Below are 26,130 nucleotides of genomic sequence, written 5' to 3'. Positions count from 1 at the left end.
GTTACAGTTAGACGGCGGAGTTTAACATAAATCCTTTTGCCTTTCAATATTTGTACATATTTCAAACAAAAGTATTATTAAATGTTAATCTGCCTGCTTACGTAAAAAAGCTGGAATATCAAAATAATCACCGCCTTCTGATTTATCCGCTTTTTTACCGCTTTGCGCTGAAGAGCTCGAACTACTTGAACTCGTTGAAGGCGCTTTTTCTTTGCTTTGCGTTTGTGCTTTAGCAGCATTTTCTTCAGTGTTTGTGTCTTGGCTTGCAAAGCTTGGTACGTACATACTACTTGCTTGGTTTGATGTGCTTGCAACATCAGATCCTGATGCCTTTTTAAAGCCATTATCAACAATACCAAACTGTGGACGACGATCACCGCCTAAACCTGTTGCAACAACCGTTACACGTAGCTCATCAGTCATTTCTGGGTCGATTACCGCACCAACAACAACCGTTGCGTTTTCTGACGCAAGTGCTTTAACGTGATTGCCAACAATTTCAAATTCTTCAATCGCAATGTCCATACCGGCGGTAATATTAACCAAGATGCCTTTAGCACCTGTTAAATCAACGTCTTCTAGTAGTGGGCTTGAGATAGCCGCTTCTGCAGCCTCCTGTGCACGATCAGGACCTGACGCAGACGCCGTTCCCATCATTGCAGTACCCATTGCAGACATTACTGTACGTACATCGGCGAAATCCACGTTAATTAAACCAGAACGTGTAATTAGCTCTGCTATACCCTGTACCGCACCAAATAATACGTCATTAGCTTTAGCGAAGGCATCTAGAAGAGTAGTCCCTTTTCCTAAAACCTTAAGTAATTTATTGTTCGGAATTGTAATAAGCGAATCTACAATTTCTGACAATTCATTAATGCCTTGATCGGCGGCGGCTGCACGTTTTTTACCTTCAAAATCAAAAGGACGTGTTACAACTGCAACTGTTAAAATACCGAGCTCTTTAGCAATTTTAGCAACAACCGGTGCTGCACCTGTACCTGTACCACCGCCCATACCTGCAGCTATGAATACCATGTCGGCGCCTTCAAGGCTGGCACGAATTGTATCGGCGTCTTCTTCAGCCGATTTACGGCCTACTTCAGGATTTGCGCCCGCACCTAACCCTGAGGTTATTTGCGTGCCTAATTGAACTGTAATATCGGCAGCAGAGTTACGTAATGCCTGTGCATCCGTATTAGCAGCAATAAAGCGTACACCTTCAATCTGTTGTTTTACCATGTGCTCAACAGCGTTACCGCCGCCGCCGCCCACGCCTATCACTTTTATGACAGCTTCTTCGCTGTGTTGTTCCATTATATCAAACATATTTACTCTCCGACTTGAGCATTAAAACTCGCCTTGAAACCATTTTGTAACACGGTTCCATAAATTATTGTTCCCTTCTGCTTTCGACTTTTGTGCATTCATCGATTGCATTGTACGTCCGTATTGTAACAAACCAACAGCAGTTGCGTACGAGGGATCATCTACATAGTCTGTCAAACCAACTATCCCAATTGGTTTTCCTATTCTAACTGGCATTTGGAAAATGTCTTCTGCCACTTCCATTGCACCAGTCATCTTAGCAGTACCACCAGTAACAACGAGGCCTGCAGCAATTTGATCTTCTAAACCAGAACGACGAATCTCTTCCATCGCAAGCTCAAATAATTCTCTAAAACGAGGTTCTACTACCTCTGACAATGTATGGCGTGACATCAATCTTGCTGGTCGTCCGCCAACACTTGGTACTTCAATTGTGTCTTCGCTACTTGCCATTTGGCTACTAGCACATGCGTATTGTACTTTGAGTGACTCTGCATGTGATATAGGTGTACGAAATATTTTTGCAATATCACCTGTAACCTGATTACCAGCAACAGGAATAACGGCAGAATGGCGAAGTGCACCATTAATATAAATAGTGATATCCATAGTACCGCCACCAATATCAAGTACTGCAACACCTAGCTCTTTTTCGTCATCCGTTAATACAGAATAACATGATGCTAGTGCGGTAAAGATAAGTTGATCGACTTCAAGACCACAACGTTCTACACATTTTTCAATGTTTTTTGCCATATCGTTTGAGCAAGTAATGATATGTGCTCGCGCTTCCATACGAACACCACTCATACCAAGTGGGTTTTTAATGCCCTCTTGCATATCAATACTGTATTCTTGCGGCAATGCATGCAGCATTTTACGCTCTGCCGAGATAGGCACAGAACGTGCAATATGGATGACATTTTCAATATCTTCATCGGTCACTTCAGTGTTGTTAATAGCAACCACACCACTCTCGTTCTGGCACTGAATATGCTTACCAGAGATACCAAGGTACACAGAACTAATACGACAATCAGCCATTAACTCAGCTTCGTCTATAGCTCGTCGAATAGACTCAGATACCAAGTTTAAATCGTTAACGCCGCCTTTATCCATACCACGAGACACTTGGCTGCCCACACCAACAATACTGAGTTTGTTATCTGCGGTGATTTCACCTACCGTGGCAACCACTTTCGAGGTACCAACATCTAATCCAATCACGAGGTTTCTTTCTGCTGACTTAGTCATGCCTTACTCTTATTTTGTAATTGTTCTTCTTGCATCGGCTTAAAGCTTACTGCAAGGCCGGTATCATACCGTAAATCGATTGTATCTATCTGTGCATTTTCAGGATGTTCCATTCTAGGGTAAACATCTATAAAGCGCTGAACTCGCTTAGCTTTATCTTTACGCCCTAAATTTAAACGTACACCATTATCTAACCACAGTTGCCATGAAAAACGCTCAGACAACGCTAAACTATTTAATGTTAACGCATTTACTTTAAGCATTTCATCAAACTGTTTAAAAGCTAACCATGCTTCTTGTTCACTGCCTTCTGGCCCGAATAATTGCGGTAAATCTGCATTTAGTTTATCGCTACTAGCCTGAAAAGCTTCACCTTTTTGATTTAGTAATAAATCACTATTCCAATGTGCCACAGCATCATGCTCAACAACATATACTTGCAAAGTATCTGGCCATTGTTTACGTACTGATACTGTCGCAACCCAAGGTAAATCTTGCACCAGTTGTTGCACATGTTTTACATCAAGTTCAAAAACTACTTAAATCGGCTCTTTTTATTGCTTTTATTATTGCCGTTTCATCAGTGTACTTAGGATGCCCTTGCACTGTTAAATGCTTAATTTGAGCATCTTTATTTTCAACTAACCAATGCGAAATCCCCGCCGTGATCTGTATTAAGCCAATCACAACAATTAGAAAAAGCTCACACCAAAAATGAGCGACCAATTTAGTTGCTGTTTGATTTTCTGAGCTTTTTCTAAAAGGGGTGCATATTAAAGTGTTTGCTCCAAAATGCGAACAACTAATTGCTCAAAACTTGCCCCATTCGCTTTTGCAGCCATTGGTACTAGTGATTTTTCAGTCATGCCAGGCACTGTATTTACCTCTAGTAGGTAAAAGTGTCCTTGCTCATCTTGCATTGCATCCACACGTCCCCAGCCACTTGCACCTACAAGGTCAAATGCATCAAGTGAAATTTCTTGTAAGTGCTCTGTATCGTGCTTTGATAAATTTGCAGGGCAATGATATTGCGTCGTGCTTGATTGATACTTAGCTTGGTAATCGTAAAAACCATTAGGCGTGGTCATCTCAATTACAGGCTGTACTTCATCACCCAATACAGTAACCGTGAACTCTCGTCCTGTAATCCACTGTTCGACAAGTACTTGGCTATCAAACTTAAATGCATTAGCGAGTGCTTCTTCTAACTCTTGCGCATTACTTGCTTGTGCCATACCTATGCTTGAGCCTTCGTGCGATGGCTTAACCATTACCTTTTTAAACTCATCCATAATGGCAACTGCATCAAAGCCTTTTTTAGCATCGACAACCGCATAAGGGGCCGTACTTAGACCCGCAGATTTAAACAAGTGTTTACAGCGAATTTTATCCATAGCGAGGGCTGAGCCCAATACATTACTACCTGTGTAAGGCAGGTTCATAAATTCAAGCGCACCTTGTACGGTGCCATCTTCACCACCACGACCATGTAACGCAATAAAAACGCGCTCTACATTTAATTCTTTTAATTCCCACAAAGAACGACTTTGTGGGTCAAATGCAATTGCATCAATGCCACTACTTTGCAGTGCATTTAAAACAGCTTGACCAGATTTTAATGACACTTCACGCTCTGCTGAATTGCCACCTAACAGCACCGCTACTTTACCAAATTGTGTGTTTACCTGGGTCATACTTCACCTTGCTTAAGTTTTTCTATCGACATACCCGTTGCAGCTAAGGTTTTTACTAATTGGCCTATATTACCTGCGCCTTGGGTTAATACTAAATCGTTATTTTTTAGGCATTCACCGAGGACACCTGCAAGCTCTGAACTTGAAGCAACATGAAGTGGCTCTTTGCCACGTTGGCGTAAACTTCTACAGAGGCTTTTACTATCAGCACCGACTATAGGGTCTTCACCTGCGCTATACACATCAAGTAATAGTAACTGATCTACATCAGCAAGTACTTTTACAAAATCTTCGTACAAGTCGCGTGTACGAGAAAATCTATGTGGTTGATAAACCATTACTAAACGCTTATCAGGCCAACCTTCACGCACTGCAGCAATTGTTGCTGCAACTTCTGAAGGGTGATGCCCATAATCATCAACTAACATCACATTGCCACGCTCGTTTTCAAATTCACCATAGTGTTGAAAACGACGACCAATGCCTTCAAACTTCTGCAGCGCTTCTAAAATTGCATGGTTAGCAATGTTTTGATCTTTTGCAACAGCAATCGCAGCGGTTGCATTAAGTGCGTTGTGTCTACCAGGCATATTCAACGTGGCAGTTAAACACTCACCTTGTTTGTTAGTTACTGTAAATGTGCACGTATTAGCTGATTGGCTAAAGTCGCTCATGCGGTAATCAGCATCCTTCGATTCGCCATACGTTATAACTGGGCGACCAAATCGCGGGATAAGCTCAGCAGCAACTTCAGAATCAATACATACAACAGCTAAACCATAAAACGGCAAGTTATGAATGAAATCTACATATGTGTCTTTCATTTTTTCAAGACTGCCGCCGTAAGTATCCATGTGATCTTCTTCAATATTTGTGATCACCGAAACCATTGGCTGCAAGTGTAAAAACGACGCGTCGCTTTCATCAGCTTCTGCTATTAAAAAATCACTTTTTCCTACTTTTGCGTTACTACCTGCGCTATTTAACAAGCCACCAATAATAAAAGTTGGATCAAGCCCCGCCTGTCCATAAATACTCGCAATTAGGCTTGTTGTCGTTGTTTTACCATGCGTCCCCGCAATCGCTATACCATGGCGAAAACGCATTAGCTCTGCGAGCATTTCTGCGCGGCGCACAACCGGAACTCTTGCTGCTTTTGCTGCAACAATCTCAGGGTTTGTTTCATCAATAGCACTTGAAACAACGACTACGTTAGCATCTTTTACGTTATTTTCGTGATGACCAATAAATACCTCAGCACCGGCTTTAATTAAGCGATCTGTCATAGCGCTATGAGCAATGTCAGAACCTGTAATACGGTAGCCTTCAAAAGCGAGTACTTCAGCAATACCGCCCATACCGGCTCCACCAATACCAATAAAGTGGATGGTTTCTATTCGGCGCATTGCAGGGCGTGTGTGTTTTTCTTGTACTGACGTTTCTTTCACTTATTTTCTCTTATTTGTTACTTGCTCACAGTGTGCTGCAACGCTTACTGTGGCATCCAAAATGGCTTGCTTTTGAGCATTTGCTGCCATTTGTTTAATTAATATAGGCTTAGCTAAATAAGGATTTAAAAGCTCAACAATTGAATGTTGATTAAACTGTGCTTGAGGCATTAACAAAGCCCCATTTGCCATTACTAAATACTGTGCATTCGCTGTTTGATGGTCGTCCACTGCATGAGGAAATGGAACAAATATAGCCATTTTTCCTGCCGCAGCAATTTCACTAACCGTTAACGCACCCGCGCGGCAAATGACAATATCAGCCCAAGCATAAGCCGTATCCATATCATCAATAAATTCAGCAACGTTTAAGTTATTACTATCAAAACTGTGTGCTTTATAAGCCTCTTTAACGCTGTGTAAATGGCCTTTACCTGTTTGATGCCACACACTAATTGCGGTGGTATTACTCAATACTTTAAATGCTTCAGGTAATGTTTGGTTAAGTACTTGTGCCCCAAGTGAACCACCAACTACCAACATATTTATTGGGCTTGATACATCACGCTTTGGTATATCAATAACACTTTGACGTACCGGATTGCCAACAAGTTCAGCTTGGCCATGCGCAAATGCACTTGGAAATGCCGCTAATACACGATTAGCACACTTAGCTAGCAATTTGTTACTCATGCCCGCTACCGCATTTTGCTCATGAATAACCAGCGGAATACCTAAACTTTTGGCAGCAATACCTGTTGGTCCAGTTACATACCCGCCCATAGCAAGTACGACATCTGGACGCTGTTTTTTTAAAACTTTACGTGCTTGCAATATGGCGTTAAGCACCATAAATGGCGCTTTAACAAGACGTTTTATACCGTTACCACGCACACCCTTAACATCAATAAAATCAATGTCTATGTTATGCTTTGGAACAACGTCAGCTTCCATTCTATCAGGTGTTCCTATCCAGCTAACTTGCCAGCCTTGTTGTTTTAAATAGTCAGCTACAGCGATACCAGGGAAAATATGCCCGCCAGTTCCACCAGCTACAACGACTAATTTTTTACTCATCGCTTACCTCCGCGTGAAGTGGCTTGTTTTGTTGCCATCTTAGTCTCAAAATCTACGCGTAATAAAATGCCCGTGGCTATCGTCATAATCATTAAGCTTGATCCACCGTAAGAAATAAACGGCAGTGTTAATCCTTTTGTCGGTAAAATACCCGCACTCGCACCTACATTAACCATGGTTTGAAATGCAAACCAAATACCAATAGCAAACGAAAAATAGCCTTCATATTCTTTGCCACACTTTAATGCTTGCTGACCAATTAATAGCGCTCTAAATACCAAGGTAGCTAATACCATTAAAATACTTACAACGCCGATTAAACCAAGTTCTTCACCTATAACAGCAAAAATAAAATCGTTATGCGCTTCAGGTAAATATTGTAGCTTTTGTACACTGTTGCCAAGGCCTTGGCCAAACCAACCACCTTGGCTATATGCCATTAGCGATTGCACCAACTGATAACCTTTACCAAAAGGATCATCCCAGGGATCTAAAAAGCCAACAACACGTGCCATACGATATGGCTCAACAATTATAAGTAAAACAACGAGGCCAACCCCCGTTAAAATAAGTACAAAAAACTGCCATAACTTAGCACCGGCTAAAAATAGCAGACCAACCGTAGTTACAAACATAACAACTACGGTGCCCAAATCGGGTTGCAGCAAAATAAGCAGAGCATATACCGCAAATACAGCAATAGGCTTTGCAAAGCCTTTAATATTTTCTTGTACCTCTTCGCGTTTTCTTACTAAATAGCCCGCAATATAACTAAAAAAATACAGCTTTGCAGCCTCAGCCACCTGAAAACCAACCGGGCCAATAGGGATCCATCGCCTAGCTCCATTCACTTCACGACCAATAATTAATACGGCTATTAACAGCACCATGCCTAGTATTAATAAATAAGGGTTTGATCTTTTCCACCAATCCATTGGTACACAAACCGTTATCCAAAAAAGAACAAAAGCCATAGCTAAAAACATACTGTGACGAATAGTAATATGATACGAGTTATCAAATAATCGTTCAGCGGTCGGCATTGATGCGCTGGTTACCATGATAAAACCAACACCTATTAGCATTATTACGCAGTACAATAGCGGAACATCGTATAACTGCGCCGAAGGCTTAGGTGTTAATGCGTCTTTTATATCGGCAAAGGCAATCATACTTTCTCCGTCATAACGCACTCAACAAAGTCATCACCGCGTTGCATATAGTTGTTATACATATCAATACTGGCGCATGCTGGGGCCAATAAAACAATATTACCAGCACGACTGAGTACATTGGCCAAAGCAACGGCTTCTTCCATATTATTAGTTAAATAGCTCTTATTGGTAATCGCAGCTAAGTCACTTGCATCTTTGCCGAAACAAATTAATGCTTTAACATGCCGTTGAATATAAGGTTTAAGGGCATTTAAATCAGCGCCTTTAGCATCACCACCTGCAATAACAATCAGGTTTTCACCATCACTAGCTAAGCTATCTATTGCTGCAATAGTTGCCCCAACATTAGTCGCCTTTGAATCGTTAAAATATTTTACACCATTAAATTCAGCTACAAATTGGCAGCGATGAGCCAATCCATTAAATTGACCTAACGCGTTCTTATATTGCGCTTTACTTACTTCAAACGGACTTAAAAGCGCCATTACTGCAAGCGTATTTAAATAATTGTGCTTACCCACTACCGCAAGCGTATCAACAGGTAAAAAGGCATCGCCTTTAAGCATAAAATGAGTTTCGCCATTATGCTGCGCTAAATGGTAATCACCTTGTTGAGCACCAAAGCTGATTAGGGGTTGTACCGCGCTCAACTGGATGCGTTTGACTATCGTCAGTATTAACTACAATAAGCTCTGCACCGTCATAAATACTTAGCTTTGAGTCTATATAAGCTTGGTAACTGTCGTAGCGGTCAAGGTGATCTTCTGACACATTTAATACCGTTGCACTTATTGGCTTTAAGCTCTTTGTGGTGTCTAGCTGAAAACTAGATAGCTCAAGTACATACACATCAAAATCATCATTGAGTAAATCCAGCACCGCGGTGCCAATATTCCCACCCAAAGCAACTTTATAGCCGGCTTCTTTTAATACTTCATAAGCGAGCGTAACCACGGTTGATTTACCGTTCGAGCCAGTTACTGCAACAACCGGTTTTGTATTAATACGTGCAAATAACTCAACGTCGCCAATCACTTCAACACCTGCGTTAATTGCATCTGCAACAGCTGGTATTTTTAAGCTGAGCCCTGGACTTATAATAATTATATCGCTTGTACGAAGCTCTGCGTCATCCAAATTACCAAAGTGTGTATCTAGATTTGGTGCATGCTCTTTAAGCCAATCAATCCCTGGAGGGCTTGTACGGCTATCAACAACTTTTGACATAAGGCTATGAGATAATAAAAAACGCACAATGCCCAGACCGGTAACACCGAGTCCGAGCACTGTTATTTGTTTATTTTTTATCTCGTTTAAATACTGCATTTATCGAATCTTTAATGTCGCTAGACCAGCGAGGACTAGCACAATAGAAATAATCCAAAAGCGTACGATAACACGTGGCTCCGGCCAACCTTTTAATTCGTAATGATGATGAATTGGCGCCATTCTAAAAATGCGTTGCCCACGTAATTTATACGATCCCACTTGTAATATGACCGAGAGTGCTTCCATAACAAATACGCCGCCCATAATAATAAGCAGTAACTCTTGGCGTACTAAAACAGCAATAATACCTAATGCACCACCAAGTGCTAATGAGCCTACATCACCCATAAATACTTGTGCTGGGTAAGTGTTAAACCACAAAAAGCCAAGCCCTGCACCGACAATGGCAGTACACACAACCACAAGCTCACTTGCTAGCGGTAAATGCGGAATATGTAAGTAAGCCGAAAAGTTAATATTACCTGTTAAGTAAGCAATAATTGCCAATGCTGCGGCGACTAAAATAGTGGGTACGATGGCTAAGCCATCAAGCCCATCAGTCAGGTTTACTGCATTTGATGTCCCTACTATTGCAAAATACGTAAGCACAATATAAAACAAGCCAAGTTGCGGTAATACGTCTTTAAAAAATGGAACAACAAGAGATGTCTCAGATGCTTGTGCACTGGTAAAGTACAAAGCAGTAGCTACAACTAACGCAATTACTGACTGCCAAAAATATTTCCATTTAGCAATTAAACCTTTTGGATCTTTACGGATAACTTTACGGTAGTCATCAACAAAGCCAACAATACCTAATGAGCCAATTACAAACAGCGTTGCCCATACATACTTATTCGATAATTCAGCCCATAGTAGCGTACTGGTAAAAATAGCCGCTAAAATAAGTAAGCCACCCATAGTCGGCGTACCCGACTTAGATAGATGCGATTGCGGACCATCGTCTCGAACCGTTTGACCTATTTGCATACGTTGCAAACCACGAATTAACTTAGGTCCTAAATAAAGAGACATAATTAGCGCAGTTAAAATACCTAAAATGGCACGTAGCGTTAAATACGAAAAAACATGAAAACCACTAAAATACTGGGTTAAATACTCTGCCAGCCAAACTAACATTATGATACTCCATTGATGGCTTGTTGCTGGCCATTAACTAAATCGGTTACTAATAATTCCATGCGAGAACTGCGCGATCCTTTCACTACTATTGTTGTTTTTGTATTCACTTTATTAATACTTTCTTGAATTTTTTGCTGCATTTGTTCACGGCTCGAGAAGTGGCGATTAGGGAGTTCAAACACATCACTTGCGCATTTACTTAATACACCTAATGTAAATAACTCATCAATCCCTTGCTCAAGTGCATACTCACCAACTTCTTGGTGATATTTACGTGCATCTTCACCTAGCTCCCCCATGTCTCCCAGCGCTAAAATGCGGTGACCTTGCATATCACTTAACAAGTCAATCGCAGCCTTTACCGACTTAACATTGGCATTATAGGTATCATCAACCACGGTGAGTAAATCAGACACTTCAATTAGATTAACGCGCCCTTTTACATCACCCATAGTGGCAAGTGCATTGGCTATTTCTTCAAGAGTTACATCAAATTCACTAGTAAGTGCAGCCGCAATAAGTGCGTTACTAATATTGTGCTTGCCAGGTAGCGCCAAAGTAACAGGGACTTGCTTGTCTTTAGTACAAAGCGTAAAGCTTGCACGCGCATTGGCATCAAGCGTGATATTCTCTGCCCAAATGTCGAGTTTTTCGGTTGTAGAAAAACGTTTAACATTACGCCCTTCAAGTTTATCTAACCAATACTGGCTAAATTCACTATCGCAATTAACAATGGCAACGCCGTCATCTTTTAGGCCATCAAAAATCTCACCTTTAGCTTTTGCAACCCCCATTAAGCTACCAAAACCTTCTAAGTGAGCGGCTGCAACATTACATACAACGGCCACATCTGGTTTGGTCATTGCAGTTGTGTAGGCAATTTCACCTAAGTGATTTGCACCTAGTTCAATTACTGCAAAACGATGTTGAGGCTCTAAGCGCAATAACGTAAGTGGGACGCCAATATCGTTATTAAAATTACCTTTAGTAGCTAATACATCACCGTGAACCGACAAAATTGCTGCACACATTTCTTTTACGGTGGTTTTACCTACACTCCCTGTAATTGCAATTGTTTTAGGCGCCACTTGCGCCATAACAGCAGTGCCAATTGCACCTAGTGCAATACGTGTATCGCTTACTATAAATTGTGGAATATCTACATCTACTTTGTGCTGAACAATAACGCCAATAGCGCCTTTTTGTTTAGCTTCTGCTATAAATTTATGGCCATCAAAATTGGGCCCTTTAAGTGCTAAAAACACTTCGCCATCGCACACTGTACGAGTATCAGTATTTATATTAAGCACTTGTTGATTATCACCTTGATAATCGGTTGTTAGTACATTGGCTAACCAATCAAAATCCATTGGGATCATTGTGTTATCCCTCTTACTGCTTTTTTTAGTTGTTCTTGTACATAACGGCGATCGCAAAAGTCGATGCGCTTATCGCCTATAATTTGATAATCTTCGTGGCCTTTACCTGCAATCAAAATAACATCATCAGCTGTAGCATTTTCTATAGCAAAACGAATTGCAGTTGCTCTATCAGCCTCTAAATGTGCGTCTTGAGGGTTCACTAAACCGCCAGCCACATCAGCAATAATGTCATCAGGATTTTCAGATCGCGGGTTATCGCTGGTAATAATAACTTTATTAGCATTTTGCTCAGCTGCTTGCGCCATTAATACTCGCTTACCTTTATCTCTGTCACCACCGCAACCAAATACACAACTCACACCACCTGGTACATGCTGTTGCAATGCTTGCAATGCAAGTGCAAGTGCATCGGGCGTATGTGCATAATCAACAACACACGTTGGCATGCCTGCTTGACTAAATGCTTGCATTCGCCCAGCGACTGGCTGTAACTGCGCACAACCTGTAATTAATTGCTCAAGCGGATAACCAAGCCCTAGCAATGTAGCGAGCGCTGCCGTTAAGTTATATAAATTAAATTCGCCAAACAGAGGCGATTTAATTGATATATCACCCCAACTCGTCGATAACTGCGCCGAAATACCTACACTTGAATATTCAACATCAGAAAAATAGACGTATCGAGTATTCTTAGGAGCTAAGTTTTTGCGGCCATAACAAATTAGATTATTAAAATCATACTTTTCAAGCCATTGCTCCGCTTGAAAATCATCTTGATTAAGCACCACAACTTGCGGTTCAAAATCACGAAAAAGCATTAATTTTGCATCACCGTAACTTGCCATATCACCATGATAATCTAAGTGATCACGCGAAAGATTAGTAAACACAGCTGCTTTAAATTCACATTTAGCAACACGCTGTTGCACTAACCCATGCGATGACACTTCCATGGCGACTAGCTTTTTATGCTGTAAATTTAGATCACTCAAAATATGCTGTAAATCAACCGTTGAAGGCGTAGTATTCATCAGTGGAGTTAAGTTATTAGGATGTCCATAACCTAGCGTGCCAATAATCGCTGACTCAGTACTACAAAATTGCGCTAAGTGAGCAATCATTGCTGTGGTGGTTGATTTACCATTTGTGCCAGTCACACCAATTAAATCCAAAGCCTGACTTGGTTGGTTATAAAAGCGACTTGCTAATTCTGGAAGCTTTTTATCAAGCTCTGAAACTAAATATAGTGGTTCGAAACTTGTTTCAAATTCGCATAATCTGTCAGCAATAATCGCTGTTGCGCCATTTTCAATTGCTTTAGCAATAAATTGTCCGCCATCAAGTGAATGGCCTTTAATAGCAACAAATACATCACCTGGTGTTACCTCACGACTATCAATGCGTAAATGTTTTACCAGTTGCGAGGGCGCATCAATTTCGATGTATTTTAAAGTATCTCTTAAATCACGCATCGTTCTTTTTACCTTCCACGTAGGCAACATCTTCCTTGTCCGGTGCTACATTTAATATTCTTAATGAATTCGAAATTATTTCAGCAAATGCAGGCCCAGCGGTGGCCCCTCCGTAGTACACATCCCCGCCGGGTTCATTAATCATAACAACAACGGCTAATCGAGGATTACTTGCAGGTGCGACACCTGCAAAATAGCCAACATATTCGTCACCATAACCACCAACAGCTGCTTTTTTAGATGTACCTGTTTTACCTGCTGCCCGATAGCCATCAACTTTAACGCGACTGGCTGTGCCGCCCTCTTCAAATATACTTTCCATCATATGGACCACGGCTTCTACGTCTTTTTGTTTAAAAATACGTTCGCCTTCTGGTACATTATCTTGTTTTAAAATCGTTAATGGACGGTTGACTCCCCCAGCGCCTAACATGGCATAAAATCGTGCCATTTGGGCTGTACTTACTGCAATATTGTAACCAAATGAAAGCGCAGCAATTTCATGATCCGACCAACGGCGATTAGGGTAAAACAAACCACTGCTTTCCCCCACCATACCGGTGCCTGAATCTGAGCCAAACCCTACCTTTTGAAACAATCCCACTAAATAATCTTTAGGTACTAACTGCGTTACTTTCGTAACTCCCATATTTGAAGAGTATTTTAAAATTTCGCGCAGTGTCATCTCACCATGATTGCGAGTATCTTGAACTAAGCTACCGCCTAAACGCATCCAACCAGGGTAAGTATCAATTTTGTCATCGGCTTTAATTGCGCCGTAGTCTAGCCCAGCTAAAATGGCTAGGGGCTTAACAGTTGAGCCTGGTTCAAACAAATCGGTAATTGCGCGGTTACGGCGCTTATGCGGGGCAGCATCGCTTAAGTTGTTTGGATTAAACGAAGGGCTATTAACCATCGCTAATACTTCGCCTGTTTTTATATCAACAACCATCGCTGAACCCGATGTCGCTTTATAAGTAAGTACAGCAGATTTAATCGCTTTATAAGCGATGCCTTGAATACGTTGATCAATACTTAACTGAATACTTTCAGGTTCTACGCGTTCGCGCTCATCAAGCACTTCTACTTCGCGTCCTTGTGCATCTTTGCGTATAGTACGACGGCCTTCTTCGCCCGTTAATGCATTCTCATACAGCTTTTCAATACCTTCAATACCTTTGCCATCTATATTGGTGAAACCAATAATATGTGCAGTTACTTCACCGGCAGGGTAATAACGCTTAGATTCATCTAATAAATGAATGCCAGGCAAACGTAAGTCGCCAATATAATTTGCAACGGCAGGAGTTACTTGGCGTTTTAAGTAAACAAAGCGACGAGAAGGATCGTTAAGAAGGCGTGAATTAATTTTTTCGGATCGGTACGCAGAACGTCAGCGAGTTCACGCCAGCGCATATCATTTTTGTAATACTGCACTGTACGTTTATCAAGTTCGACCGCATTGTCTGCAAGTGATTGTTGATCCTCGCCATTTTTACGCGCTTGCTTAATCACTTTAGAAACAAGTGATTTGTGAAGTGCTTTAGGATCTGCATACACACTCACTACCGGTACACTCACCGCGAGCTCTTTGCCATTACGATCAAAAATCATCCCACGCTGGACGTGAAGTTTTTCGACACGTACGGTACGTTTATCACTTTCAGAACGGGCTTTGTCAGGTTCAATTACTTGTAAATAAGCAGCACGAGATACCAGTGTTACAAACACCATAAACACAACGCCACACACCAGCATAAAGCGCCATGTAATTAAGTTATTTACTGGTTTTTTGCCTCGATTTCTCATTGCAGTATTATTACCTGTTCATCTTGACTCGTTGGTCGTTTCATTTTCAGCTGTGATTTCGCAATTTCTTCGATACGTGCATGCTGTGAATAAAATTCCTCTTCAACTAATAAATAACGCCATTCTAAATCAAGTTCATCACGCTCTTGGAGTAACGAATCTTGTTCAATAAGTTGCCCTCGAGCAAGATGTGTTACTTGTACCACAGTTAAACTTGACGCGAATATCACAACCAACAAGGCCGAGGTAAGCTTATTAGCTCCTAGGCCTTTAACAATTTCAAAAAATAAATTAGGTGGTTGACGATGATTCGCTTTTATATTCATTCCAGCCTCTGAGCAATCCTAAGTACAGAGCTACGAGAACGCGGATTACGCTCAACTTCAGCGGCACTTGGCTTAATCGCTTTACCCACTGCCTTTAACGTCAGATTTTTATTTATTTGTGCGTCAGTTAAAGGCAGACCTCTGGGTAATACTTCTCCCCGACTCTGTTTTCTAATAAACTGTTTTACAATACGATCTTCTAATGAATGAAACGAAATAACAACCAAACGACCACCGGGTTTAAGGACCTTAATTGCAGACTGCAATGCCGTTTGAATCTCTTCAAGTTCGCTATTAATATAAATACGGATCGCCTGAAAAGTACGAGTAGCAGGGTGTTTAAACTTATCTTTTACAGGTACTGCTTCATCGACTAAATCAGCTAACTGCTTAGTCGTAGTAATTGGCGTGTGCTCTCTAATCTCAAGTATTTTATGCGCAATACGCTTACCAAATTTCTCTTCACCCAGCTTTTTAATTACATGGGTAATATCATCCAATTCAGCTTCAGCTAACCATTGGGCTGCACTGCGACCACTTGTTGGATCCATACGCATATCTAGTGGGCCGTCTTTCATGAAACTAAAACCACGCCCAGCATCATCTAACTGTGGCGACGACACACCTATATCTAATAAAATCCCGTCGACTTTACCAATGAGATCGTTTTGCTCTGCTACTTCGTAAAGTTTTGAAAAGCGAGTATGTGCAATTGCAAATCGCGGATCATCAGCAAACTTTTCAGCTGATTGTATTGCCTGCGGATCTTGGTCAATCGCTTGCAAACGACCTTCATTACCAAGGCGTGCTAATATTTGCCCTGAATGACCGCCACGTCCAAAAGTGCCGTCCATGTATATGCCGTCTGGCTTAATTGAAAGGGCATCTATGGTTTCGTCCATTAAAACGGATACGTGTTCAAATTGCGCTGTCATTAGCTATTATTTGCCTTTTATTGTGCTGTTAGAGAGTGAAATTATCTAAATCAGGGTGAGGTTCAAAATCACCAAGCCTCTCAAGCTCAGTATCTTGGCGCATTTGTTCGTTCCAACGCGCCTCATCCCAAATTTCAAACTTATTCATCAAACCAACCAACATTATTTTTTTGCCTAGATCTGCATGTGCACGCAATGAAGGCGCTAACAAAATCCGACCATTTTTATCAAGTTGATATTCTGTGGCATTCCCTAGCAACATACGCTGCATACGTCGAGCTCGTGGATTCATATTTGAAATTTTAGCTAAACGATTTTCTATTTCTTGCCACTCAGCAAGCGGATATAACCATAAGCACGGCTCATTTAGCGCAACAGTACAAATAACAGTTCCTTGGTCTTCAGATAGCAGAGATTCTCGGTACTTGGTTGGTACCGCAAAGCGTCCTTTATCATCCAAACTCAGTGAACTTGCGCCACGAAACATAAACAGCCTGCTTTAAATTATTTTAATCGCCTAGCGATTACTTTGATCCAGTTTGATCCACTAAAAACCACTTTTTACCACAGTCCTCCAGTTTAGGGCTTGACAAGCCTTTTTGTCAAGTAAGCTGACCAGCTTTAACGAGTCTCAAAGCTAGAAAAAATAAGGGTTCAAGCAAAGCGATTGAATTACGTGGGAAAAAGTGGAATAACAACGAAAAAAAATTTACTTAGTTTTAATATGCTTATTTCTACATGTTCTGCTTACTGAATAAACAATGAATATTTACAGTTTTTTAAGCATTTTCACCTTCTTTGTAAAATTTACCTAACCGTGTAGTAATAGTTACTGTTTTTTTAAATTACCAACCTTGACAAAACCAGGGGAAACAAAAAAATCTAAAATTCAACAGGTTAAAATAAAAGTTAAATTTGGTTTAATCATTGCATCATCTAAATCACTACTTAAATTTTTAACTTATTAAGGATTGATTATGGCTACTGCAACAAATACGAAACCAAACACAACTTCAGATGTTAAGCCTGACGTTAAACTAAAAAATACTGACTCGCCACTTACAGAGAAAGCCACATCAGCGGCGCACGATGCTGTAGATGCACTTTCTAGCAAAGCAGCAACAGCTGAAAGCAGTGTTCGTAAAGGCGCTTCTAGTTCAGCAGAAGCACTAAGCGAAAAACAACTTATTGCACGCGAAAAGCTGAGCGAATGCACTGCAAAAACGCGTGCTTTCGCTTCTGAAAACCCATTAGCAACTGCGGGCATTGCTTTTGCTGCTGGTATGTTAATTACATCATTATTTCGTCGTAAGTAATCAGTGATGAATAACCCACAAACAACCGCGACCAAGGATGGTAACGCGCAAAACCAAGCTACTGAGCAGCCAAGCCAAAAGGACGATTGGCAAGATCATATTGCAAAGCTTTTAGAGTACTCTAAGCAACTCAAGGATGATTACCAGACCCAAGGAGAGATCACCCATCAGCTTGCTAAAGCTGAATGGCGGTTGTCGCTTAGATCGCTTGCATTGATCACTATATTTTTAGGCTGTTTTGCCAGTGGCTTGGTTTTGTTGTGGGCAGGATTTCTAGGTGCTGTTGGATACGGTGTATATGATCTCTTTGGGTCGGTATGGCTGAGTATTGCAACAGCTACTTCACTGCAAGTTGCTTGTTTAGTATGGCTTTGGAAAAACACAGTTTACCTAAGCAATAAAATTGGTTTTAGTAAAACACTTAAAAGCTTAAAGCAGCTATTAAATTTACATGGGAATTAGTATGTTAGTAGATAATTTGATTAAGGCCCCAAACAAAAACGTTCAAGCTCTTAGTAAGCAAATGGATATGCGCAGTGAATTAAAACGCCAACACCATGCGGCGTTTCAATATCGGTTAAAACGTTTTGCAGCAACTAAAGTAGGACTAACAAGTGCTTTTTTAGCCGGTGCTGCTGTACAGGCAGGGAAAAGCGAAACCAGCTTGGTTAGAAAATATGGCTGGCTTGTTAGGCTACTCGCTTAAAGATAAATACCTCTACCGTGATCAGATAAGTAATCAATACTTGGACCACTTGGCACAACTTGTGTCGGGTTGATCATTGTATGGCTAAAATAGTAATGACGTTTAATATGATAAAAATCAACTGTTTCGGCCACTCCTCTAACTTGATATAGATCTCTAAGATATCCGCTCAGTGCAGGGTAGCTTTCAATTGTGCGTAAATTACATTTAAAGTGACCAACGTACACACTATCAAACCGAATCAGCGTAGTGAATAATCGCCAATCAGCCTCGGTGAGTTTGTTTGTGGCTAAATAACGCTGCTTACTCAGAATCCCCTCTACTGTATCGAGTGCTTTAAATAAATCGTTAAACGCCTCTTCATACGCATCCTGAGTTGTTGCGAAACCCGTACGATAAACACCATTATTTATATTTGGATAAATCAACGCGTTTAATTCGTCAATTTTTGGTTGCAATTCTTCAGGATAAAAGTCATCGGTATTGCCAGTCAATTCATTAAATGCACTATTAAACATACGTATAATATCGGCAGACTCATTGCTGACAATTTTATTTAGCTTTTTATCCCACAATACGGGAACGGTTACCCGCCCGGAGTACTTTGGGTTATTTTTTGTATACACTTGATGTAAGTAGTTACTATTAAATAAAGCATCACCAGTACTGTTTTTTTGCGTATCAAAAGCCCAACCACTATCAAGCATATCAGGGCTAACAACCGACACAGTAATTAAATTTTCCAACCCTTTTAACGCTCTAAATATAAGCGTTCGATGCGCCCAAGGGCACGCAAGTGATACATATAAATGATACCGATTAGATTGGGCTTTAAAACCTGCGTCGCCCGTTATTCCAGCGCTACCATCAGCAGTTATCCAATGACGTAACTGCGCAGCTTCACGCTCAAACTTTCCGTTACTTGAATCAGTGTCGTACCACTTATCTTGCCATTGACCATCAACTAATAATCCCATGAAATTCTCCTAAAAATAGGGTTAAATTTTGCCGAACTCGCCGTTTTGATAATCACGCACTGCTTGCTGTACTTCAGCTTGCGTCGTCATTACAAACGGCCCCATGTGAGCAATCGGTTGATTAAGTGGATCGCCAGCTAAAACCAAAACACCAGCGCCTTGCTCTGAGGTAATATTAATATCACTGTCTGGCTCTAAAATAAGTAACTTACCGGCTGGGATTGTTTGATCGTCGCTTGTTATTATTGAGCCGCTATGAATATAGATCATTACTTTTTGTTGGCTAAGAGGCTCCAAATGAACGCTTTTACCAGCGGGTAATGTAATGTCAGCAAGTAAAGCATTAGCAGCTAAACCCTGCAAACTACTTGTAAGCGTTTCACTTTCGAACTGCCACGACCCCGCAAGTGCTTTTAACGTCACACCGTGCGTATTTGTAAAACTCGGAGCTGAATTTTGCGTAGTATCTTGATAACGTGGGTCGCGCATCTTATCCAAACTTGGCATGTTGATCCAAATTTGAAAGCCATGCAATCCATCAACGGTATCAGCGAGTGGCATTTCACTGTGCATGACGCCGCGCCCTGTACTCATCCATTGCACATCACCTGCTTTAATTGCTTTTTTGTTACCCATTTGGTCACGATGTTCAAAGCCTCCTTTTAAAATATAAGTAAACGTTTCAATTCCTCGATGGGGATGCTCTGGAAAACCTCCCATATAATCTTTTTTGTCGTCTGACTTAAGTTCGTCAATCATTAAAAATGGATCTAAATATTTACCATCAAATCCTGGGATACGACTAATACTTACGCCATCGCCATCTTGAGTTGCATAAGCTGTAAGCACTTTTGATATTTTCATTTTTTAATTCGCTTTAAAAAAGAAGTTGATGAAGGTATTAAATCATTCATTAAATAAAACAACTATGTCTTTAAATTGGCCATAACATTCTAAAAAATAGAAAACTATGCTTTATTGTTCATATTTTAAACCTTGTATTACCGTGGTTATTTTTACTTATTTTTTAAATATCCGCTTTATCAATTACTTAAATTACTTAAATTGCTGAGTAATTGATTGTTAATCCTGAAGTACTAATGCAAAGTTGTTTAATAATGATTAGTAAAATTAGAATGCAGCTTGCTTTCGACGGCTTTGGTACAGGCTCCTCATCACTTACTTACAATAAATGGATACGACTACTTAAAAATAGAAATGATTTTATGGCGTTTCGAAAAATAAAAAATCATTCTATCTAAATAATCCAACAAAAAATTTAACTGTTACGCAATAAATAATGAGTCTATGCGGTCAAGTTATGCAATCAGATAAAAGTGGTAGTAGGATAAAATATGGCGAAAGCAACACTAGAGCAGTGGAAAATGTTTAAGGCTGTTGTTGACCATGGTGGATTTGCTGGTGCAAGTGCAGCTGTTCATAAAAGCCAGTCAACGGTACATCACGCAGTGCAAAAACTAGAAGTCGCTTTGCAAATTAAATTACTTGAAGTAAAGGGTCGCAAAGCCTTTTTAACAGACAGCGGGAAACTTATTTTACGCCGCGCAGAGTTTTTAATTGAAGAAGCGAGTAAAATAGAATCTGTCGCCAATACGCTCAGCGAAGGTGTGGAGAGCACATTAAAAATTGCAGTTGATGAAGTATTCCCCCACCCCATTTTGTATCAAGCACTGGCCAGAACCAGTGAACTTTATCCGCTTTTAAAAATCGATTTAATAGAAAGCGTGTTAACGGGCGCTAACGAGTTATTAAATAATGCCGTTGTTGATTTAGCTATTTCTTCAATTCCTATTTACGGTATTAGTTGTAACCAGCTTTGTAATATAGAATTTGTCGCTGTAGCACACCCAAATCATCCGCTGCATCAGCGCACAGAGACTTTGTCATTTCGTGATTTAAAATTGTATAGGCAAATTGTAGTTCGTGATTCTGGCACGCAAACTAGCCATGATGAAGGTTGGCTAGGCGCAGATATGCGCTGGACGGTTAGTCATTTACGAAACTCTATTGATATGGTTAGCCAAAATTTAGGTTATGCATGGCTTCCTCGTACACAAGTATCTCACCTAATTGAAGAGGAAAAATTAAAGGTACTAAATCTAGAGCAAGGGACAACCCGTGCCCTTAAGTTATATTTAATGTGTAATGACACAGACAGACTAGGGCCTGCTGCACAAGAGTTTAAAGAGCAATTAATTAACCTGAGTTTAGATTAACAATCTTCAACTAATCGCCCTAAGTTATAGCAAATTAAATCACTTGTTTTTCACATCGAGGTGGTCGGCTACATATGCGCCTCGATTGCCTCTTTTTTTGCGGGGCCAATTGTGCTGTCTATCGCCGTTTGTTGTTCCGTTGCGGCGTTAGTCGAAGCGCCTAAAATAACAATATAGGCACTTATATAAAGCCACATTAACATAATAACTACCCCACCTAACGAGCCATAGGTTTCGTTATAGCTCGAAAAACGCGACACATAAAATGAAAAACCAATAGATGCCAAAATCCAAAGCACGGTAGCAATGGAGGATCCTATTGTGATCCAACGCCATTTAGCTGGCTTTCGGTGCGGGGCGTAGCGATATAAGAGCACTAATGTAAAATTAAATATTAAAGCCAATAATGGCCAAGAAATAAGCTTGATCAGTAAATCTATGCCTTCTTTAAGTCCAACTAAGTTAAGTACAATTGGCAAGATACCAATAATTATAAGTGAAAAAATAGCAACGATAATCGCACCCATAGAAAATAAAAAGCGCACTAGTAACGCTTTAAAAAATGAGCGTTTTTCGTATTCTCGATAACTAATATTACACGCAGTAATAAGCGCCTGACTCCCTTTAGAACTACTCCAAATAGTAAGTACTAAAGTTCCCAATGCACTGATACTTAAACTAGCGTTTGAACTTTGAGCAAGACTTGAAACTTGAGACAAAATGAGTTCTCGTGAGCTGTCAGGTAATAACGTAACAAACAAACTCAAATGTTCACTAATATCAGTAGGAGAGGAAAAATAAGCATAAATAGAAACAACGGCGGCAATAGCCGGAAAAATAGCAAGCAGTGCATAAAACGCAACTCCTGCAGCAACAAGCGATAAATTGTCCTCGTTCATTTGCTTAAAAATACGCTTAACAATATCCCACCAACCTACTACAGGAATATGCACAGGTTGCGCTGCTTGCTGCCCTCGTTTAGTCTCTTTCATTCTAAATCCCAAAATTTGTGTTACGTTATCTCAGCAAAATGTTTGCCAAGTTATATTGAACATTTGGTACTAAACTTGCTGCTAACAATTATAAAAACTAAACACGGATGACAGCCATGCCCAGTAGCCATGCAAACAACATAGTACAAAATAATGCCCCTCTCATAACACATAGTTTTGAAGGTGATATGCTTTCATGGCATTTTTTCCACGAACAAAGTCTGCAATTACTGCACGCAACAGCGCAAATATTACCCACTCTATTACTTGGCACAGTCCTTTTAGTACTAAGCTATTTAATCGCAGGGCCGCTTTCGCGACTACTTATAAAACCCATCGATTATATGACCGACAGTAAACTCGTTCACTTGGTCGCAAGGCGCAGTATTAGCACCTTAATTATTTTATTAGGCGTGTACTTATTTTTACGTTTAGCTGGCTTACTGAGTTTGCAGTCGCTATTATGAGTGGAACAGGATTAATAGGCTTAATATTAGGTTTCGCTTTTAGAGACATAGCAGAAAATTTCATCGCCAGTTTATTACTAAGCATACAAAGACCTTTTAAAATTGATGATGTAATAGAGGTAGATAATCGCTTAGGGATCGTTAAAAAAGTAACCGCACGGGCAACAACACTAGTGGATTACGATGGTAATCATATTCAAATACCAAATGCGACTGTGTACAAAAACACCATTAAAAATCTCACCGCCAATCCCAAAATGCGCGGTAAAGTAGAAATAGGTATTGGCTATGATAACGATATACGCAATGCACAAACTCTCGCACTCGACATTGCCAATCAGCAAAGTGCCGTACTAAGCGACCCACCAGCGCAAGTATTAATAAAAAACCTTGGCTCATCCACTATTAACTTTACCTTGTTCTTTTGGGTTAATAGCGAGCAGCACAGCCCATTAAAAGTAGGCTCACAACTTATGCGAGAACTTGTAAACGAATTTACAAAGCACAATATCAGCATGCCTGACGACGCAAGAGAGCGTATTTTACTTACCCCTGCTAACGAAACTATTTTTGGTTCAGAGCAAAAACAATCACCAAAAGTAAAAAACATAGTTAACGAAACAGACGATAAAACTAAAACACTCGATGATGTGAGCAGTGATACTGACGAAATACGTGAACAAGCAGATAAATCAAGAGATCCTGAACAAGGAAAAAATATTATTTAACCTGAGCTCTGATTAAGAGATTTTCAGTGAAAACAAGGCTAATTTACGCGTTAATAGCTGGCCTACTGCAAATAAATTTATTGCAGTTCGCGCTGACAATAACTGCTTGAGATAGATTTATTATCTAGAGTTCAGGTTCTTTATTATAAACACTGCGCATTTGCAGCTTAGCTTGCTAAAATAGGAAAAAATATGTTTTAAGTAAAACAATATGGCATTAACTACTACCTATACACTTGATAGACCTTACTTTTATGAATGCTTCGATGAGTCGCTTCCTTATAGTAAACGTGCGCAACCTAAATATTTTCTACTCATGCTATTAACAGCACTGGGTTTGTTTGGTATTTATGGTTTAAATGATCATTACTTAGGTTCTTTTTTAATCATGCTGGCAATTCTTGAATGCGTTGCCTTTTACTATCGTCGTCCTTGGTGGGTAACCAGACAAATGCTCAGCAGAGCATCTGGCTCAGAAGTCACCCTTACTTTTGATGACGAAGGCATTAAATCGGTTAATCATTACAAAAACTATCAATTAGTATGGCAAGATATAAACGAAGTTATAGATACAGAGCGCGGATTATTATTAAAAAATAAACGTGGTATGCAATATATTTCAAAACAAATTTTAAGCCCCGAAATTATTAATTATATAAACAAAAAAGCCACTCGATGAGTGGCTTTTTTGTTTAGCTAAGTAAATTACTCAGCTATTTTATACCAATCTGCTTATATATGAGGTCTATTTAACGTTGAGAAAATCACGCTAGAACTAGGCAAAAATTTTTGTATCTAGTTGTTCTAAATAAAAAATTTTTAACGACGTTATAGTGCAATTTAATTCGTTAAATTGATCAAGGATTTATGCAGTTTGGTATTACATGTTGATTAAGCATTGCCCGGCTCAGGGTTAGACTTTTCAGCTTGTATACGCATGTAAATTTCTTCACGATGCACTGATACGTCTTTTGGTGCGTTAACACCGATTCGAACTTGATTTCCTTTAACACCTAGAACGGTAACTGTTACTTCGTCACCAATCATTAGGGTTTCACCTACTCTACGAGTTAGTATTAGCATTCTATTGCTCCCATGTTCCAATAAAAATTATAAGATTCCGCTTAAACATACTAATAAAAATTAGACTGAAAAGTAAGTAAAAACTCCCAATCTATTCATTTTCTGTTAAAAATACTTTGTGTAATGCACGAACAGCCAACTCTAAGTACTTTTCATCTATTAAAACTGAAATTTTAATCTCGGATGTTGAAACTAAAACTACATTAATGTTTTCTTGCGCTAATGCTTCAAAAAATAGACTCGCGACACCAGAATGCGATTTCATACCCATACCAACAGCAGACACTTTTGCCACTGTGGTTAATCCGCATATACTTTGAACACTTAATTGAACTTGCTGCTCAGTGAGCAATTCAAGTGTTTGCAGATAATCATTCGAGTGCACAGTAAAAGCATAGTCTATTTTTTCAAAGTTATGATTAACTTGATTAATCATATCTATTTCGATGCCATTTTCGGCAAAAAGTTTCAATATTTTTGAAAGATATTGCGTACCCGTTGGCACACCTTGTACCTTAATTAAACATTCGTCACGATTAAACGCAATCCCCGATACAACCTTGCTTGGCATATCGTTCTCCTCAAAACTTATTAATGTACCTTCATCGGGATTAAAGCTCGAAAGCACCCTAAGTGGCACATTATGTTTGCCTGCGGCTTCTACTGAGCGAATATGCAAAACTTTCGCCCCTAAACTTGCCAGTTCTAGCATTTCGGCAAAGGTAACTTGGCTCATTCTGCGCGCGTTAGGTTCAACACGAGGATCTGTAGTATATACGCCGTCAACGTCTGTATAGATCTGGCATTCGTCAGCTTTTATAGCCGCAGCTATTTCCACAGCCGATGTATCGGTGCCACCGCGCCCAAGCGTTGTAATGTTGCCCTCAACATCACGCCCCTGAAACCCAGCAATAATAGCAATACGATTATGCTCAAGCTCATGCTTCAAACGCGTAGCAGCAACCTCTGCAATACGAGCTTTACCAAACATGTTATCGGTTTGAATATTGACTTGATCGGCTAATAAGCTCACAGCAGAGTGGCCACGTTTTATAATAGCCATAGCAAGTAGTGATACAGAAACCTGCTCTCCGGTGCTAATAAGTACATCTAGTTCACGGCTACTCGGGCGAGTATCAATTTGTTTGGCGAGATTAATTAAGCGGTTGGTTTCTCCCGACATAGCAGAGAGCACCACAACCACTTGATGTCCTTGTTGTCTGGTTTTAACAACAAGGTCGGCGACTGCTTCAATTCGCTCTATTGAGCCGACCGAAGTGCCACCGAATTTTTGAACAATAAGCGCCACTT

The 26,130-nt window shown here is 40.2% G+C and carries 23 protein-coding genes and 4 pseudogenes; 7 read left to right on the top strand and 20 right to left on the bottom strand.

The features are described 5' to 3' along the window. Positions 1-84: 84 nt before the first annotated feature. The 15 genes and pseudogenes from ftsZ to mraZ all read right to left on the bottom strand — a co-directional run bounded on the left by ftsZ (position 85) and on the right by mraZ (position 16,800). A complete protein-coding gene (ftsZ, locus tag P4S71_RS12150; RefSeq protein WP_007376971.1) occupies positions 85-1,329 on the bottom strand; it encodes a cell division protein FtsZ in 1,245 nt (414 codons plus the stop codon). A 21-nt stretch (positions 1,330-1,350) separates the two neighbouring features. Continuing rightward, on the bottom strand, positions 1,351-2,583 hold the full coding sequence (gene ftsA / locus P4S71_RS12145; protein ID WP_033023600.1) for a cell division protein FtsA: 1,233 nt from the start codon (positions 2,581-2,583) through the stop codon (positions 1,351-1,353). Next, positions 2,580-3,326: pseudogene (locus tag P4S71_RS12140) on the bottom strand (cell division protein FtsQ/DivIB). Before P4S71_RS12140 ends, ftsA begins: the two are co-directional and overlap by 4 nt. A gap of 30 nt (positions 3,327-3,356) precedes the next feature. Then, on the bottom strand, positions 3,357-4,277 hold the full coding sequence (locus P4S71_RS12135) for a D-alanine--D-alanine ligase (protein WP_007376974.1): 921 nt from the start codon (positions 4,275-4,277) through the stop codon (positions 3,357-3,359). Continuing rightward, positions 4,274-5,725: a UDP-N-acetylmuramate--L-alanine ligase gene (gene murC, locus P4S71_RS12130; protein ID WP_337150757.1), complete on the bottom strand. Its 1,452-nt coding sequence runs from the start codon at positions 5,723-5,725 to the stop codon at positions 4,274-4,276. The genes P4S71_RS12135 and murC overlap by 4 nt, the downstream gene beginning before the upstream one ends. After that, entirely contained in the window at positions 5,726-6,802 is a 1,077-nt protein-coding gene (gene murG, locus P4S71_RS12125; RefSeq protein WP_337150756.1) for an undecaprenyldiphospho-muramoylpentapeptide beta-N-acetylglucosaminyltransferase, read from the bottom strand. Further along, positions 6,799-7,974: a cell division protein FtsW gene (gene ftsW, locus P4S71_RS12120; RefSeq protein WP_007376977.1), complete on the bottom strand. Its 1,176-nt coding sequence runs from the start codon at positions 7,972-7,974 to the stop codon at positions 6,799-6,801. Before ftsW ends, murG begins: the two co-directional genes overlap by 4 nt. Then, positions 7,971-9,303, bottom strand: a pseudogene (murD, locus tag P4S71_RS12115) (UDP-N-acetylmuramoyl-L-alanine--D-glutamate ligase). Before murD ends, ftsW begins: the two are co-directional and overlap by 4 nt. Further along, positions 9,304-10,386, bottom strand: a complete 1,083-nt coding sequence (gene mraY, locus P4S71_RS12110) for a phospho-N-acetylmuramoyl-pentapeptide-transferase (RefSeq protein ID WP_096792492.1) — start codon at positions 10,384-10,386, stop codon at positions 9,304-9,306. Next, entirely contained in the window at positions 10,386-11,768 is a 1,383-nt protein-coding gene (locus P4S71_RS12105; RefSeq protein WP_096792491.1) for a UDP-N-acetylmuramoyl-tripeptide--D-alanyl-D-alanine ligase, read from the bottom strand. The genes mraY and P4S71_RS12105 overlap by 1 nt, the downstream gene beginning before the upstream one ends. After that, positions 11,765-13,243: a UDP-N-acetylmuramoyl-L-alanyl-D-glutamate--2,6-diaminopimelate ligase gene (gene murE, locus P4S71_RS12100; protein WP_149606495.1), complete on the bottom strand. Its 1,479-nt coding sequence runs from the start codon at positions 13,241-13,243 to the stop codon at positions 11,765-11,767. Before murE ends, P4S71_RS12105 begins: the two co-directional genes overlap by 4 nt. Further along, positions 13,236-15,052, bottom strand: a pseudogene (locus P4S71_RS12095) (penicillin-binding transpeptidase domain-containing protein). The gene murE and the pseudogene P4S71_RS12095 overlap by 8 nt, the downstream one beginning before the upstream one ends. Beyond that, on the bottom strand, positions 15,049-15,378 hold the full coding sequence (gene ftsL / locus P4S71_RS12090; protein ID WP_007376983.1) for a cell division protein FtsL: 330 nt from the start codon (positions 15,376-15,378) through the stop codon (positions 15,049-15,051). The pseudogene P4S71_RS12095 and the gene ftsL overlap by 4 nt, the downstream one beginning before the upstream one ends. Further along, a complete protein-coding gene (gene rsmH / locus P4S71_RS12085; RefSeq protein ID WP_337150755.1) occupies positions 15,375-16,313 on the bottom strand; it encodes a 16S rRNA (cytosine(1402)-N(4))-methyltransferase RsmH in 939 nt (312 codons plus the stop codon). Before rsmH ends, ftsL begins: the two co-directional genes overlap by 4 nt. Positions 16,314-16,341: 28 nt before the next feature. After that, entirely contained in the window at positions 16,342-16,800 is a 459-nt protein-coding gene (gene mraZ / locus P4S71_RS12080; RefSeq protein ID WP_007376985.1) for a division/cell wall cluster transcriptional repressor MraZ, read from the bottom strand. 490 nt (positions 16,801-17,290) lie between these two features. Between mraZ and P4S71_RS12075 the strand changes: the two genes are divergently transcribed. Genes P4S71_RS12075 through P4S71_RS12065 form a run of 3 tightly spaced genes read left to right on the top strand, consistent with a single transcriptional unit; the run spans position 17,291 to position 18,335 of the window. Then, positions 17,291-17,629 carry a hypothetical protein gene (locus P4S71_RS12075; protein ID WP_007376986.1) on the top strand — a complete coding sequence of 113 codons (339 nt, stop codon included), beginning with the start codon at positions 17,291-17,293 and terminating at the stop codon, positions 17,627-17,629. Positions 17,630-17,635: 6 nt separating this feature from the next. After that, positions 17,636-18,091, top strand: a complete 456-nt coding sequence (locus P4S71_RS12070) for a threonine/serine exporter (RefSeq protein ID WP_149614404.1) — start codon at positions 17,636-17,638, stop codon at positions 18,089-18,091. Position 18,092: 1 nt separating this feature from the next. Beyond that, complete coding sequence (locus P4S71_RS12065; protein ID WP_007376988.1) at positions 18,093-18,335, top strand: hypothetical protein; 243 nt, start codon at positions 18,093-18,095, stop codon at positions 18,333-18,335. Here P4S71_RS12065 and P4S71_RS12060 read toward each other — a convergent pair. Both P4S71_RS12060 and P4S71_RS12055 read right to left on the bottom strand, forming a co-directional pair. Beyond that, positions 18,332-19,312, bottom strand: coding sequence for a glutathione S-transferase family protein (locus tag P4S71_RS12060; protein ID WP_337150754.1), 981 nt, complete (start codon positions 19,310-19,312; stop codon positions 18,332-18,334). The genes P4S71_RS12065 and P4S71_RS12060 overlap by 4 nt on opposite strands. Positions 19,313-19,333: 21 nt before the next feature. Beyond that, positions 19,334-20,176, bottom strand: a complete 843-nt coding sequence (locus P4S71_RS12055; RefSeq protein WP_337119848.1) for a pirin family protein — start codon at positions 20,174-20,176, stop codon at positions 19,334-19,336. A 491-nt stretch (positions 20,177-20,667) separates the two neighbouring features. Here P4S71_RS12055 and P4S71_RS12050 point away from each other — a divergent pair, with 491 nt between their 5' ends. Continuing rightward, the gene (locus P4S71_RS12050; RefSeq protein ID WP_337119847.1) at positions 20,668-21,549 is read left to right on the top strand and encodes a LysR family transcriptional regulator; all 882 of its coding nucleotides are present in this window, start codon (positions 20,668-20,670) and stop codon (positions 21,547-21,549) included. Positions 21,550-21,588: 39 nt separating this feature from the next. On the opposite strand, the pseudogene P4S71_RS12045 reads toward P4S71_RS12050, so the two are convergent. Next, positions 21,589-22,541, bottom strand: a pseudogene (locus tag P4S71_RS12045) (YihY/virulence factor BrkB family protein). Positions 22,542-22,657: 116 nt separating this feature from the next. Here P4S71_RS12045 and P4S71_RS23135 point away from each other — a divergent pair. The 3 genes from P4S71_RS23135 (at position 22,658) to P4S71_RS12035 (ending at position 24,415) form a co-directional block, all read left to right on the top strand. Further along, complete coding sequence (locus P4S71_RS23135; protein ID WP_442961673.1) at positions 22,658-23,008, top strand: hypothetical protein; 351 nt, start codon at positions 22,658-22,660, stop codon at positions 23,006-23,008. Further along, positions 23,005-23,736 carry a mechanosensitive ion channel family protein gene (locus P4S71_RS12040; protein ID WP_442961672.1) on the top strand — a complete coding sequence of 244 codons (732 nt, stop codon included), beginning with the start codon at positions 23,005-23,007 and terminating at the stop codon, positions 23,734-23,736. Before P4S71_RS23135 ends, P4S71_RS12040 begins: the two co-directional genes overlap by 4 nt. Before the next feature lie 211 nt (positions 23,737-23,947). Beyond that, positions 23,948-24,415 (top strand): YcxB family protein, encoded by a 468-nt coding sequence (locus P4S71_RS12035; protein ID WP_149606502.1) that lies wholly within the window; start codon positions 23,948-23,950, stop codon positions 24,413-24,415. Between the two features lie 212 nt (positions 24,416-24,627). Here the strand turns inward: P4S71_RS12035 and csrA are convergent, their stop codons facing one another. After that, on the bottom strand, positions 24,628-24,819 hold the full coding sequence (gene csrA / locus P4S71_RS12030) for a carbon storage regulator CsrA (RefSeq protein WP_011327236.1): 192 nt from the start codon (positions 24,817-24,819) through the stop codon (positions 24,628-24,630). 91 nt (positions 24,820-24,910) lie between these two features. Continuing rightward, positions 24,911-26,128, bottom strand: a complete 1,218-nt coding sequence (locus P4S71_RS12025; protein ID WP_337150753.1) for an aspartate kinase — start codon at positions 26,126-26,128, stop codon at positions 24,911-24,913. Positions 26,129-26,130: the final 2 nt, after the last annotated feature.

It is taken from the genome of Pseudoalteromonas sp. B62, from assembly GCF_037162565.1.
Lineage (GTDB): Bacteria > Pseudomonadota > Gammaproteobacteria > Enterobacterales > Alteromonadaceae > Pseudoalteromonas > Pseudoalteromonas fuliginea.
Note: the sequence above shows the minus strand (reverse complement) of the source record. Positions and strands in the feature narration are given on the sequence as shown.

Coding starts and splice junctions, on each gene's coding strand:
- ftsZ (WP_007376971.1), bottom strand. CDS start 1,329: ATGTTTGATATAATGGAACAACACAGCGAAGAAGCTGTCATAAAAGTG.
- ftsA (WP_033023600.1), bottom strand. CDS start 2,583: ATGACTAAGTCAGCAGAAAGAAACCTCGTGATTGGATTAGATGTTGGT.
- P4S71_RS12135 (WP_007376974.1), bottom strand. CDS start 4,277: ATGACCCAGGTAAACACACAATTTGGTAAAGTAGCGGTGCTGTTAGGT.
- murG (WP_337150756.1), bottom strand. CDS start 6,802: ATGAGTAAAAAATTAGTCGTTGTAGCTGGTGGAACTGGCGGGCATATT.
- ftsW (WP_007376977.1), bottom strand. CDS start 7,974: ATGATTGCCTTTGCCGATATAAAAGACGCATTAACACCTAAGCCTTCG.
- mraY (WP_096792492.1), bottom strand. CDS start 10,386: ATGTTAGTTTGGCTGGCAGAGTATTTAACCCAGTATTTTAGTGGTTTT.
- P4S71_RS12105 (WP_096792491.1), bottom strand. CDS start 11,768: ATGATCCCAATGGATTTTGATTGGTTAGCCAATGTACTAACAACCGAT.
- murE (WP_149606495.1), bottom strand. CDS start 13,243: ATGCGTGATTTAAGAGATACTTTAAAATACATCGAAATTGATGCGCCC.
- ftsL (WP_007376983.1), bottom strand. CDS start 15,378: ATGAATATAAAAGCGAATCATCGTCAACCACCTAATTTATTTTTTGAA.
- rsmH (WP_337150755.1), bottom strand. CDS start 16,313: ATGACAGCGCAATTTGAACACGTATCCGTTTTAATGGACGAAACCATA.
- mraZ (WP_007376985.1), bottom strand. CDS start 16,800: ATGTTTCGTGGCGCAAGTTCACTGAGTTTGGATGATAAAGGACGCTTT.
- P4S71_RS12075 (WP_007376986.1), top strand. CDS start 17,291: ATGGCTACTGCAACAAATACGAAACCAAACACAACTTCAGATGTTAAG.
- P4S71_RS12070 (WP_149614404.1), top strand. CDS start 17,636: ATGAATAACCCACAAACAACCGCGACCAAGGATGGTAACGCGCAAAAC.
- P4S71_RS12065 (WP_007376988.1), top strand. CDS start 18,093: ATGTTAGTAGATAATTTGATTAAGGCCCCAAACAAAAACGTTCAAGCT.
- P4S71_RS12060 (WP_337150754.1), bottom strand. CDS start 19,312: ATGGGATTATTAGTTGATGGTCAATGGCAAGATAAGTGGTACGACACT.
- P4S71_RS12055 (WP_337119848.1), bottom strand. CDS start 20,176: ATGAAAATATCAAAAGTGCTTACAGCTTATGCAACTCAAGATGGCGAT.
- P4S71_RS12050 (WP_337119847.1), top strand. CDS start 20,668: ATGGCGAAAGCAACACTAGAGCAGTGGAAAATGTTTAAGGCTGTTGTT.
- P4S71_RS23135 (WP_442961673.1), top strand. CDS start 22,658: ATGCCCAGTAGCCATGCAAACAACATAGTACAAAATAATGCCCCTCTC.
- P4S71_RS12040 (WP_442961672.1), top strand. CDS start 23,005: ATGAGTGGAACAGGATTAATAGGCTTAATATTAGGTTTCGCTTTTAGA.
- P4S71_RS12035 (WP_149606502.1), top strand. CDS start 23,948: ATGGCATTAACTACTACCTATACACTTGATAGACCTTACTTTTATGAA.
- csrA (WP_011327236.1), bottom strand. CDS start 24,819: ATGCTAATACTAACTCGTAGAGTAGGTGAAACCCTAATGATTGGTGAC.